The organism is Streptomyces sp. NPDC054887, from assembly GCF_053610585.1.
In genome coordinates this window covers 22,972-35,035 of record NZ_JBSGYQ010000073.1, presented here as the reverse complement: position 1 = coordinate 35,035, position 12,064 = coordinate 22,972, and the positions used below count along the sequence as shown (strand labels likewise).

General features: G+C 73.4%; 11 protein-coding genes. All 11 read left to right on the top strand.

Annotated features, from left to right (window positions below; translation table 11 throughout):
- Positions 1-245: 245 nt before the first annotated feature.
- The 11 genes from ACWGH0_RS29785 to ACWGH0_RS29735 all read left to right on the top strand — a co-directional run bounded on the left by ACWGH0_RS29785 (position 246) and on the right by ACWGH0_RS29735 (position 12,043).
- The gene (locus tag ACWGH0_RS29785) at positions 246-1,616 is read left to right on the top strand and encodes a hemolysin family protein (protein ID WP_453407361.1); all 1,371 of its coding nucleotides are present in this window, start codon (positions 246-248) and stop codon (positions 1,614-1,616) included.
- Positions 1,613-2,647: a hemolysin family protein gene (locus ACWGH0_RS29780; RefSeq protein ID WP_453407360.1), complete on the top strand. Its 1,035-nt coding sequence runs from the start codon at positions 1,613-1,615 to the stop codon at positions 2,645-2,647. The genes ACWGH0_RS29785 and ACWGH0_RS29780 overlap by 4 nt, the downstream gene beginning before the upstream one ends.
- Positions 2,648-2,694: 47 nt before the next feature.
- On the top strand, positions 2,695-3,288 hold the full coding sequence (locus tag ACWGH0_RS29775; protein ID WP_453407359.1) for a helix-turn-helix domain-containing protein: 594 nt from the start codon (positions 2,695-2,697) through the stop codon (positions 3,286-3,288).
- A 133-nt stretch (positions 3,289-3,421) separates the two neighbouring features.
- Positions 3,422-4,390, top strand: a complete 969-nt coding sequence (locus ACWGH0_RS29770; RefSeq protein ID WP_453407358.1) for an NADPH:quinone oxidoreductase family protein — start codon at positions 3,422-3,424, stop codon at positions 4,388-4,390.
- A complete protein-coding gene (locus tag ACWGH0_RS29765) occupies positions 4,387-5,568 on the top strand; it encodes an acyl-CoA dehydrogenase family protein (RefSeq protein ID WP_453407357.1) in 1,182 nt (393 codons plus the stop codon). Before ACWGH0_RS29770 ends, ACWGH0_RS29765 begins: the two co-directional genes overlap by 4 nt.
- Complete coding sequence (locus ACWGH0_RS29760; RefSeq protein ID WP_453407356.1) at positions 5,565-6,701, top strand: acyl-CoA dehydrogenase family protein; 1,137 nt, start codon at positions 5,565-5,567, stop codon at positions 6,699-6,701. Before ACWGH0_RS29765 ends, ACWGH0_RS29760 begins: the two co-directional genes overlap by 4 nt.
- A gap of 89 nt (positions 6,702-6,790) precedes the next feature.
- Positions 6,791-8,386, top strand: coding sequence for an ABC transporter substrate-binding protein (locus ACWGH0_RS29755; protein ID WP_453407355.1), 1,596 nt, complete (start codon positions 6,791-6,793; stop codon positions 8,384-8,386).
- 32 nt (positions 8,387-8,418) lie between these two features.
- Complete coding sequence (locus tag ACWGH0_RS29750) at positions 8,419-9,384, top strand: ABC transporter permease (RefSeq protein ID WP_453407364.1); 966 nt, start codon at positions 8,419-8,421, stop codon at positions 9,382-9,384.
- Positions 9,377-10,252, top strand: coding sequence for an ABC transporter permease (locus ACWGH0_RS29745; RefSeq protein ID WP_453407354.1), 876 nt, complete (start codon positions 9,377-9,379; stop codon positions 10,250-10,252). Before ACWGH0_RS29750 ends, ACWGH0_RS29745 begins: the two co-directional genes overlap by 8 nt.
- 233 nt (positions 10,253-10,485) lie before the next feature.
- On the top strand, positions 10,486-11,391 hold the full coding sequence (locus tag ACWGH0_RS29740; RefSeq protein ID WP_453407363.1) for an ABC transporter ATP-binding protein: 906 nt from the start codon (positions 10,486-10,488) through the stop codon (positions 11,389-11,391).
- Positions 11,384-12,043 carry an ABC transporter ATP-binding protein gene (locus ACWGH0_RS29735; RefSeq protein WP_453407353.1) on the top strand — a complete coding sequence of 220 codons (660 nt, stop codon included), beginning with the start codon at positions 11,384-11,386 and terminating at the stop codon, positions 12,041-12,043. Before ACWGH0_RS29740 ends, ACWGH0_RS29735 begins: the two co-directional genes overlap by 8 nt.
- Positions 12,044-12,064: the final 21 nt, after the last annotated feature.

Below are 12,064 nucleotides of genomic sequence, written 5' to 3'. Positions count from 1 at the left end.
CTGGTGTCGTGGGGGGGGCGCCGGCGGGGGGCGTTGCGGGGGGGGGGCCGCGCCACGCCCGCGCCCGGGTCTGTGATCACCGTCACCCGGCACCGCTTTGCGCCCCCTTTACTATGGGTGGGCAGGGTTTTCCGCCCCGCCCCGACACCTGAACCAAGAAGGAGCCGCAGTCCCGCAATGGGTGAGCCTCCCAGTACGAGCCGTGCCATGTCCGTCCTGTCGCACACCGGGACGGAGGTGGCACGGTGACCGAAGTACTCCTCCTGCTCCTCGCACTCGCACTGACTCTGGCCTGCGCGTTGTTCGTCGCGGCCGAGTTCTCGCTGACCACGGCCGAGCGCGGCGAGCTGGAGCGGGCCGCGCAGGCCGGTGAGCGGGGCGCGGCGAGCGCCCTGAAGGCCGCCAAGCGCCTCACGTTCCAGCTCTCTGGCGCCCAGCTGGGCATCACCGTGACCTCACTGGTCATCGGCATGCTCGCCGAGCCGTCCCTGGCCGTGCTCCTGCGCGGCCCCCTGGAGGCGGCCGGGCTGCCCTCGGGGGCCGTGTCCACCGTCGCGACGCTCCTCGGCGTCGCCCTGTCCACCGTGGTGCTCATGGTGGTCGGCGAGCTGGTCCCGAAGAACTGGGCGATCGCCAGCCCGCTGGCCGTCGCCAAGGTCGTGGCCGGTCCGCAGCGCGCGTTCACCGCCGCCTTCGGTCCCCTGATCCACCACCTCAACAACACCGCCAACCGCATGGTGCGCCGCTTCGGCCTGGAACCCGCCGAGGAACTGGCGTCCGCCCGTACGCCGCAGGAGCTGGTCGCCCTGGCGCGGCACTCCGCGCGCGAGGGCGCGATCGAGCACGACTCCGCCGAGCTGTTCGTCCGCACCCTGCACCTGAGCGAGCTGACCGCCGAGAACGTCATGACGCCGCGCGTCGACGTCCAGGCCCTGGAGGCGCGCGCCACCGCGGCCGACGCCGCCAACCTGACGCTCGCCACCGGCCTTTCCCGGTTCCCCGTCTACCGCGAGACGTTGGACGAGGTGATCGGCACCGTGCACATCCGGGACGTGCTCGCCCTCGACGAGACGAAGCGCGCCCGTACCCCGGTCACCGAGCTCGCCACCGAGCCGCTGCTGGTGCCGGACTCGCTCCCGGTGGACCGGATGCTCGCGCAGCTTCGGCGCAGTCGCACCATGGCCGTCGTCATCGACGAGTACGGCGGCACCGCCGGCGTCGCCACGGTCGAGGACGTCGTCGAGGAGGTCGTCGGCGAGGTGCGCGACGAACACGACCCGCACGAGCGTCCCGGCCTGGAGCCCGGCGCCCCGTCGGCCGAGGGCCGCGCGGTGTGGGAGGCGGACGGCAGCGTACGCCTGGACCAGCTCCAGGAGATCGGCTTCACCGCCCCCGACGGACCCTACGAAACGCTCGCCGGGCTCATCGCGACGCGCCTGGAGCGCATCCCGGCGCCCGCCGACCGGCTCGACGTGGACGACTGGAAGATCGCCGTCCTGGACGTGGAGCACCACCGGGCCGACCGCGTCCGCATCACCGGGCCCGCCCCGGAGCCGGCGGACGAGTCCGTACGGACGCCCGCACCCGCCGCGAAGATCGCCGAGGAAGTCCGATGACCGCCTTCCAGCTCGCCCTGGGCGCGCTCACCCTCCTCACCAACGCGTTCTTCGTCGGCGCGGAGTTCGCCCTCATCTCCGTACGGCGCAGCCAGATCGAGCCGGAGGCCCTGCGGGGCAGCCGCCGGGCCAAGAGCACGCTGTGGGGGCTCGAACACCTCTCGGCCGTGATGGCCACCGCCCAGCTGGGCATCACGATCTCCTCGCTCGTGCTGGGCGCGGTCGCCGAGCCGGCCATCGCCCACCTGCTGGAGCCGCCGTTCCAGGCCGTCGGCGTCCCCGAGGCGCTGATCCACCCGATCGCGTTCGTGATCGCGCTGACGCTGGCGACGTACCTGCACATGCTGGTCGGCGAGATGGTGCCCAAGAACATCGCGCTCGCCGCTCCGGCGCCGACCGCCCTGGCGCTGGCTCCGGCCCTGGTGGCCCTGACCCGCGCCCTGCGGCCGGTCGTCTTCGGCATCAACGCCTTCGCCAACCTGCTGCTGCGGATGCTCGGCGTCGAACCCAAGAACGAGGTCACGTCCGTCTACACCGACGACGAGCTGGCCCGTCTGGTCAAGGACTCCAGCGAGGCCGGCCTGCTGGCCCCGGCCGACGGGGAGCGGCTGCGCGACGCCCTGGAGCTGGGCAACAGGCCCGTGGGCGAGGTGATGGTGCCGCTGAGCAGGATCGTCACCGTCCCGCACACCACCACTCCGCAGCAGTTGGAGCGGGCGGCCGGGACCTGGGGATACTCCCGGCTGCCGGTCACCGGTCCGGGCGACGAGGTGCTGGGCTACCTGCACATCAAGGACGCCCTCGGCGTCGTCGAGCGCACCCGGCCGTTCCCGCGCGCCGCGCTGCACCCGGTGATCCGTGTGGAGATCGACACGCCGCTCGACGACACCATGACCGCCATGCGCGCCGCGGGCACCCACCTGGCCGCCGTCACCGGCGGCAAGGGCACGGTGATCGGCTTCGTCACCATGGAGGACGTACTGGAGGAGCTCGTCGGACCGGCGGCGGCCGGCAACGAGGTGCCGGCCTGACGGCCCTCGCGATTGACAAGTGCCGTTGCCGATCCTGCAATGGCCCCATGGATCCCAACGACGAAGAGCGGAATCTCGACGGCGTACTGAACGAGGTGGGCCCGCGCCTGCGCAGACTGCGTAAAGAGCGCGGGGCCACGCTCGCGGCCCTCTCCGAGGCGACCGGCATCTCGGTGAGCACCCTTTCCCGGCTGGAGTCCGGGGGCCGCAGGCCCAGCCTCGAACTGCTGCTGCCGATCGCCCGCGCCCACCAGGTGCCGCTCGACGAACTGGTCGGCGCGCCGCCGGTCGGAGACCCGCGGGTGCGGACGAAGCCGTTCGAACGGGGCAGGCAGACGTACTTTCCGCTGACCCGCCAGCCCGGCGGCCTCCAGGCGTACAAGGTCATCTCGCGGCGGACCGGTGAGGAACCCGAGCCCCGGACGCACGAGGGGTACGAGTGGCTGTACGTCCTGTCGGGCAGGCTGCGGGTGGTGCTGGGCCCGCACGACCTGGAGATCGGGGCCGGTGAGGCGGTGGAGTTCGACACGCGGGTGCCGCACTGGTTCGGGCCGGTGGGGGACGCGCCCGCGGAGTTCCTGAGCCTCTTCGGGCCGCAGGGGGAGCGGATGCACGTGAGGGCGAGGCCGAAGACCGGCTGATCGGGCGGCGCCGCACGGCCGGCCGGACCGGTGCAGGTCGGGCCGATCGGGCCGGGACTGTTCCCATGGAGGCAAGCGACCGCTTAGTATGCGGCCAGCGTGGTACTGCCTACGGTGTTGTGGAGGGTCTCGGATGCAGGCATGGCGAGTGCACGAGAACGGCGAGCCCGGCGAGGTGATGCGGCTCGACGAGGTCGAGAGGCCCACACCGGGCGAGGGGCAGCTCCAGCTGAGGGTGCGCGCCGCGAACATCAACTTCCCGGACGCCCTGCTCTGCCGCGGCCAGTACCAGGTGCGTCCGCCGCTGCCCTTCACCCCGGGCGTGGAGATCTGCGGCGAGACGGAGGACGGCCGCCGGGTGATCGCCAACCCGGCGCTGCCGCACGGCGGTCTCGCGGAGTACGTCGTCGTGGACGCGGCGGCCGTGCTGCCCGCTCCCGAGTCGCTGGACGACGCCGAGGCGGCGGCCCTGCACATCGGCTACCAGACGGGCTGGTTCGGCCTGCACCGCCGGGCGCGCATCCGGGCCGGGGAGACCCTGCTGGTGCACGCGGCGGCCGGCGGCGTCGGCAGCGCCGCCGTACAGCTCGGCAAGGCGGCCGGCGCCACCGTCATCGGCGTGGTGGGCGGACCGGACAAGGCCCGGGTCGCCCGGGACCTGGGCTGCGACCTGGTGATCGACCGGCGCACCGAGGACATCGTCGCCAAGGTCAAGGAGGCCACCGGCGGGCGGGGCGCGGACGTCGTCTACGACCCGGTCGGCGGCGACGCGTACGCGAAGTCGGCCAAGTGCGTCGCCTTCGAGGGCCGCATCGTGGTGGTGGGCTTCGCAGGCGGCGAGATCCCCGCCCCGGCGCTCAACCACGCCCTGGTGAAGAACTACGCGATCCTCGGCCTCCACTGGGGCCTCTACAACACCAAGGACCCGGCCGCGATCCTCGCCTGCCACGAGGAGCTGACCAGGCTGGCCGCCGAGGGCGCCGTCAAGCCGCTGGTCAGCGAGCGCGTGGCCATGAAGGACGCGGCGGACGCCGTGCAGCGCGTCGCCGACGGCACGACCACCGGCCGTGTGGTCGTCGTACCCGAGGGGGTGGCCCGATGACGGACGCGACCGAAGTGCGCGCTCTGACCCAGGAGTTGCTGGCGGCCCATCCGCCGGCCACCACGGACCGCACGGACTTCCTGAAGGCGCGCTTCGACGCCGGACTCGCCTGGGTGCACTACCCCGAGGGACTCGGCGGCCTCGGGGCGCCCCGCTCCCTCCAGGCCGTAGTGGACGCCGAGCTGGCGGCGGCCGGCGCGCCCGACAACGACCCGCGGCGCATCGGCATCGGCCTCGGCATGGCCGCGCCGACGATCCTGCGCTTCGGCACGGAGGAGCAGAAGCGGAGCCTCCTGCGGCCCCTGTGGGTGGGCGAGGAGGTGTGGTGCCAGCTGTTCAGCGAGCCCGGCGCCGGCTCCGACCTCGCGGCCCTCGGCACCCGCGCGGTGCGCGACGGCGACGACTGGGTCGTCGAAGGCCAGAAGGTGTGGACCTCCAGCGCCCACGTGGCCCGCTGGGCGATCCTCATCGCCCGTACGGACCCCGACCTGCCCAAGCACCAGGGCATCACGTATTTCGTGTGCGACATGACCGACCCCGGGGTGGAGGTCAGGCCGCTGCGCCAGATCACCGGCGAGGCCGAGTTCAACGAGGTCTTCCTCACCGGCGTGCGCATCCCCGACAGCCGGCGCCTCGGGCCCGTCGGCGAGGGCTGGAAGGTCGCGCAGACCACGCTCATGAACGAGCGCGTCTCGATCGGCGGTTCCCGCATCCCCCGCGAGGGCGGCATGATCGGCCCCGTCGCGAAGACCTGGCGCGAACGCCCCGAACTGCGCACCCACGACCTGCACCGGCGCCTGCTCGACCTGTGGGTCGAGGCCGAGGTCGCCCGCCTCGCCGGGGAGCGGCTGCGCCAGCAGCTCGCCGTCGGCCAGCCGGGACCGGAGGGCTCGGGCATGAAGCTCGCCTTCGCCCGCCTCAACCAGGAGATCAGCGGCCTGGAGGTGGAGCTGCGCGGCGACGAGGGGCTGCTGTACGACGACTGGACCATGCGCCGTCCCGAACACGTCGACTTCACCGGCCGCGACGCCGGCTACCGCTATCTGCGCTCCAAGGGCAACAGCATCGAGGGCGGTACGAGCGAGGTGCTGCTCAACATCGTCGCGGAACGCGTACTCGGCCTGCCGTCCGAGCCGCGCAGCGACAAGGACATCGCCTGGAAGGACCTGGCCCGATGACTGACCTGCTCTACTCCGAGGCCGAGGACGACCTCCGCGCGGCCGTGCGCTCCCTCCTCGCCGACCGCTGCGACGCCGCGGCCGTCCTCACCCGCGCGGAGTCGGACACGCCGTACGACCCCCGGCTGTGGTCCGCGCTCGCCACCGACATGGGGCTGGCGGGGCTCCTCGTGCCGGAGAAGCTCGGCGGCCAGGGCGCCACGCACCGTGAGGCGGCGGTGGTGCTCGAGGAACTGGGGCGCAGCGTCGCCCCGACCCCGTACCTCACGGGAGCGGTCGTCGCCGCCGAGACGCTGCTGGGCTGCGCCGGCACCGCCGACAACACCGACAGTGCCGACAGCGCCGCCGAGACCGCCGTCGCCGAACTGCTCGGGGCCCTCGCGGGCGGCCGTACCGTCGTGGTGCTCGCCGTCCCGCTGTCCGCCGCGCCCGGCGCTGAACCGCCGCGCGTGGCAACGGCGGAGGACGGCACGCTCAGCGGCCGCGTCACGGCTGTCGCGGACGCGGCCGCCGCCGGGGTGCTGCTCGTACCGGCCGACGACGGGCTGTACGCGGTGGAGGCGGGGGCGCCCGGCGTCGCCGTCGAGTCGCTGACGCCGCTCGACCTGACCCGGCCGCTGGCCACCGTCACCCTCGAAGGAGCGCGGGGCCGCAGGCTCGCCGCGTCGGCCGGGGCTCCCGTGCGGCGCGGGCTGCTCGCGGGCGCCGGGCTGCTGGCCTCCGAGCAGCTGGGGCTCGCCGAGTGGTGCCTGGAGGAGACCGTCCGGTACACCCGCGACCGCAAACAGTTCAACCGCCCGGTCGGGTCCTTCCAGGCGCTCAAGCACCGCATGGCGCAGCTGTGGCTGGAAGTCGTCTCCGCGCGGGCCGCCGCCCGCAACGCCGCCGACGCCCTGGCCACCAGCAGCCCGGACGCGCCCCTCGCGGTGGCGGTCGCGCAGGCGTACTGCTCCAGGGTCGCGGTGCACGCGGCCGAGGAGTGCGTGCAGTTGCACGGCGGCATCGGGATGACCTGGGAACACCCCGCGCACCTGTACCTCAAGCGCGCCAAGGCCGACTCCGTCGCGCTGGGCGCGCCGGGCGCGCACACGGACGCGGTGGCGGAACTCGTCGGCCTGCCGGCGCCCCGGTAAGGGGCAGTGGATCAAGCACCCCTCTACATACGGTTTAATTGCGAGCTGTTCGCAATAACTGTTGATCTTTATTAGGGGTGTGGCGAGGCATGCTGTCCCGATCCATACGTGGGGCGGCCGCCGCGACGCTGGCCGGAACACTGGCCATCAGCGCGGCGGCCTGCTCGAAGCCGGGCGGGAGCGCGGCCGGATCCGGCGCCGGGGACTCCGCCGTCGTCGGCATCGCGTACGAACCGGAGACGCTCAGCCCGCTCCTCGGGTACGGCAAGGACGGCAACTCCAAGATCTTCGACGGGCTCCTCACCTTCGACGAGGACATGGAGCTCCGGCCGGCCCTCGCAGCCGAGCTGCCCGAGGTCTCCGACGACGGCCGGACGTACACGTACACGCTGCGCCAGGGCGTGCGGTTCAGCGACGGCAGGCCCTTCACGTCCAAGGACGTGGTCTTCACCTACCGGACCATCCTCGACAAGAAGACCAACAACGCCTCCAAGACGGAGCTGGACGCGATCAGGGAGGTCAGGGCGGACGGCGACCACAAGGTCGTCTTCACGCTGAAGTACCCGTACGCGCCGTTCGCCCAGCGCACCGTCCTGCCGATCGCTCCCGAGCACGTCGCCGGCCGGCAGGACGTCAACAGCGGCTCCTTCACGACGAAGCCGGTCGGCACCGGGCCGTACGTCCTCACCGGCTGGTCCCAGGGCGAGAAGCTCAGCTTCAGGGCCAACCCGCACTACTGGGGCGGCGAGCCGAAGGTGAAGAAGTTCACCATGGCGATCATCAAGGACGACGACGTGCGCGCCACGCGGCTGCGCGCCGGCGACCTCGACGGCGCCATCCTGCCGCCCAACCTCGCCAACACCTTCAAGGACGACGACGGCAGGACGACGTACGCCGCCCGGTCCTTCGACTACCGCACGGTCACCCTGCCGACGCACAACAAGGTCGCGGGCGACACGGCGGTACGGCGGGCACTCGACGTCGCCGTCGACCGCCGCGCCATGGTCGACAGGATCCTGGAGGGCGCGGGCAAGCCGGCCTACGGGCCCGTGCCGACCGACAGCCCCTGGTTCGCCAAGGGCACCGAGCGCACGCACGACCTCGCCCGGGCGAAGAAGATTCTCGACGAGGCCGGCTGGAAGCCCGGCGCCGACGGCATCCGCGTCAAGGACGGCGTACGCGCGCGGTTCCCGCTCTGGTACCTCTCCGGCGACAAGCTCCGCCAGGACCACGCCCTCGCCTACGCGTCCGACGCGAAGAAGGCCGGCATCGACGTCAGGACCCAGGCCGGCACCTGGGAGGTCATCATGCCGCGCATGAAGCACGACGCGGTGCTCGCGGGCGGCGGCGCGCCCGGGGACCCCGACTTCGACCAGTACACGCTGCTCCGGTCCTCCCTCGCGGGCGACGCCTTCAACAACATGGCGTGGTACGACAACCCCGCCGTCGACAAGGCGCTCAAGAAGGGCCGCGAGAGCGGCGGGACGGCCGACCGCAGGGCCGCGTACGACACCGTCCAGCGCGAACTCGTGAAGAACCCCGGATACACCTTCCTGACCCACATCGACCACCTGTACGTCGTCGACGACAAGTGGTCCGGCCTGACGACGCAGACCGAGCCGCACGACCACGGCCTGGCCTCCGGGCCGTGGTGGAACGTCGAGGACTGGACCCCGAAGAAGTGACGCACCCGGGCCACAAGCTCCCCTGGGGGCCGATGGCGAGGATGGCGGGGCGGCGGCTCCTGTTCGCCGCCCCCGTCCTGCTGGCGGTGACCTTCGGCGTGTTCGCCGTCGCCGCCGCCTCCCCCTTCGACCCCGTCAAGGCGTACGCGGGCACCGCGGGCCTCACCGCCTCGCAGGAGAACCTCGACCAGCTGCGGGCCAACCTCGGCGTCGACCAGCCGCTCGTCGAACGCTGGTGGAACTGGCTGACCTCGGCCGTCGCCGGGGACCTCGGCGACTCCAGCGTGATGCGCCGGCCCGTCACCGACGTCGTCGCCGAACGCCTCGGCTGGTCCGTGCTGCTGGCCGGCACCGCGTTCCTCGTGGCCATCGCCCTCGGTACGTCGCTGGGCGTGCTGGCCGCGCGCAGGCAGGGCGGCTGGCTGGACCGGGCGGTCGGCTCGGCGGCGTACACCCTGGAAGCGGCCCCCGCCTTCTGGCTCGGCCTGCTCGCCATGTGGTTCTTCGCGCTGCGGCTGGACGTCCTGCCCGCGGGCGGTCTGACGGACACCGGCAGTGACGTGGTGACGTTCGGGCAGGTCGCCGAGCATCTGGTGCTGCCCGCCGCCGTTCTCGGCGTCTCGCAGCTTCCCTGGTTCTTCCTCTACGTGCGCCAGGGCGTCGCCGACGCGCTGGAGGAGGACCCCGTGCGCGGCGCCCGCGCGCGGGGACTGAGCGAACGCACCGTGCTCCTCGGGCACGCCCTGCGCTCCGGGATGCTGCCGACGCTCACTCTCGTCGGCTCACGCGTGCCCGAACTCATCACCGGCGCCCTGCTCGTCGAGACGGTGTTCAGCTGGCCCGGCATCGCGGCGGCGACCGTACAGGCGGCGACGTCCGTGGACTTCCCCCTGCTCGCGGCGCTCACCGTCCTCGCCACGGCGGCGGTCCTGGCGGGCAATCTCCTGTCCGACGTGCTGTACGGACTCGCCGACCCGAGAGTGGGCTTCGATGGCTGAAACCGCTACGGGCACCTGGCGCTCGCACGGCCGCACCCGCCGCTCGACACGCACGGTCCGCGTCCGTACGTCCGCCGTCGTCGTGGCGGCCGTGCTGCTCGCCGTCCTCGTCGTACCGCCGCTGGCCGACCTCGACCAGCAGGCCGTCGACCTGTCGGCGAGGCTGCGGCCGCCGTCCTGGGCACACCCCTTCGGGACGGACGACGTCGGCCGCGACCTGCTGCTGCGCTGCGTGTACGGGCTGCGCGTCTCCCTCCTCGTCGGGCTCGTGGCAGCGCTCGCCGCCACCGTCATCGGTACGGCGGTCGGAGCCGCCGCGGCGGCGTTCGGCGGCTGGACGGACCGGGTGGTGATGCGGCTCGTCGACACCTTCTCGTCCGTCCCGCACCTGCTGCTCGGCATCTTCGTCGTGGCGATGTTCCGGCCGGGCGTGGGGCCGGTCATCGTGTCGGTGGCTCTGACCCACTGGCTCTCCACGGCCCGCATCGTGCGCTCCGAGGTGCTGTCCCTGCGCTCGCGCCCGTACATCGACGCGGCGGTCTCCGGCGGCGCCTCCCGGTGGCGGGTCGCCGTACGGCACCTGCTGCCGGGGGTCCTGCCGCAGGCCGGGCTCGCCGCCGTCCTGATGGTCCCGCACGCGATGTGGCACGAGTCGGCGCTCTCGTTCCTGGGTCTCGGCCTGCCGACGCACCAGGCGAGCCTGGGCAACCTGGTCCAGTCGGCGCGCGGTTCGCTGCTCGCCGGCGACTGGTGGCCCACTCTCTTCCCCGGTCTCCTCCTGATCGTCCCCACGCTGGCCATCGCGGGCCTCGCGGGCGCGTGGCGGGAGCGGATCAACCCGCGCCGCCGATCGGAGCTGATGCTGTGACGACGCCCCAGAACGCTGTGACGACGAGCCAGGAGGCCGTGAGAACGCCGCAGGAGGGCCCCGAGGGCGTCACGCCCGAGCAGGGCGAGCCGGCCGCCGCGCGGCCCCGCGTGCCTTCCACGACCGTTCCCGGGCACGCCTCCGCTCCCGCACACGACGCCTCCTCGGTCGCGCGCGAAGGCGCGTCCGGGACGCCCCTGCTGTCGGTACGGGGCCTGTCCGTACGCTTCCGAATGCGGGGCGGGCGGCACATCGCGGCCGTCACCGGCGCCGATTTCGACCTGGCGGCGGGGGAGTGCCTCGCCCTGGTCGGCGAGAGCGGCTGCGGCAAGTCCGTACTCGCCTCCGCTCTCCTCGGGCTGCTCCCGGGCAACGCCATGACCGCGGGCTCCGCGCTCCTCGGCGACGTCGATCTGCTCACCGCCGACGAGCGCACCCTGGCGCGCACCGTGCGCGGACGGCGCCTCGGACTCGTGCCGCAGAGCCCCGCCGCGCACCTCACCCCCGTACGGACCGTCGGAGCACAGCTCGCGGAGGCGCTGCGCGAACTGACCGGCACGCCGAAGCGTGAGATGCGCGCGGCGGCCCGCGCGGCGGCCGAACGGGCCGCGTTCCCCGCGGACCACCTCGACCGCTACCCCCACGAGCTGTCCGGCGGGCTCGCGCAGCGCGCCGCGACCGCCCTCGCCCTCGTCGGCGACGCGCCCCTGCTGCTCGCGGACGAGCCGACCACCGGCCTCGACCGCGACCTCGTCGACCGCACCGTCGACGAACTGCGCCGGCACGTCGACGAGGGGCACGCCCTGCTGATGATCACCCACGACCTCGCGGCGGCCGAACGCGTCGCGGACCGCGTCGCGGTGATGTACGCGGGACGGATCGTCGAACTCGCAGACGCCGCCGGGTTCTTCTCGGACCCCGGCCCCCGTCACCCGTACGCCCGGGGTCTGCTGGACGCCCTTCCCGAGCGCGCCTTCACGCCCGTCCCCGGCATGCCGCCCGAGCTGGGCGACCTGCCCGAGGGGTGCGCCTTCGAGGCCCGCTGTGCGTACGCCACCGACGCCTGCGCCGTTCGGCCGGTCCTCACGGACGGCGTCGCCTGCCACCACCCGCCGGCCGAGGAGCGTTCCCGTGCTTGAACTCGACGCGATCACCGCCGGATACGAGCGCGGGGCCCCCGTGGTCCGGGGCGCGCACCTGACCGTCGCCCCCGGGGAAGCGGTCGGCCTGCTCGGGCCGAGCGGTTGCGGCAAGTCGACCCTCGCCAGGGTCGCCGCCCTGCTGCACCGCCCCGACGCCGGAACCGTCACCCTCGACGGCCACCGCGTCACGGGATGGCGCCACCGCGCCCCGCGCGCACAGCGCACGGCGATCGGCGTGGTGTTCCAGCAGCCCCGCCTGTCCGCCGACCCCCGCCTGAGCCTGCGCGACCTGATCGCCGAGCCGCTGCGCGCCACCGGAAGGCGCGGCGAGGCGGCCGCCGCGGTGGACGCGCTGTCCCGGACCGTGGGACTCGGCGACGACCTGCTGGGCCGCCGCCCGCACGAGGTGAGCGACGGCCAGCTGCAACGCGCCTGCCTGGCCCGCGCCCTGGTGCTGCGCCCCCGCTGGCTGGTGTGCGACGAGATGACGGCGATGCTCGACGCCTCGACGACGGCCTTCCTGGTCGCGGTCGTCGAGCGGTACCGGCGTGAAAGCGGCGCGGGCCTGCTGGCCGTCGGCCACGACCGTGTCCTGCTGGAGCGCTGGTGCGACCGTACGCTCCGCTGGGAGGACGTCGCGGCGGCCTGATCCCCTGCCTGCCGCCCCCGA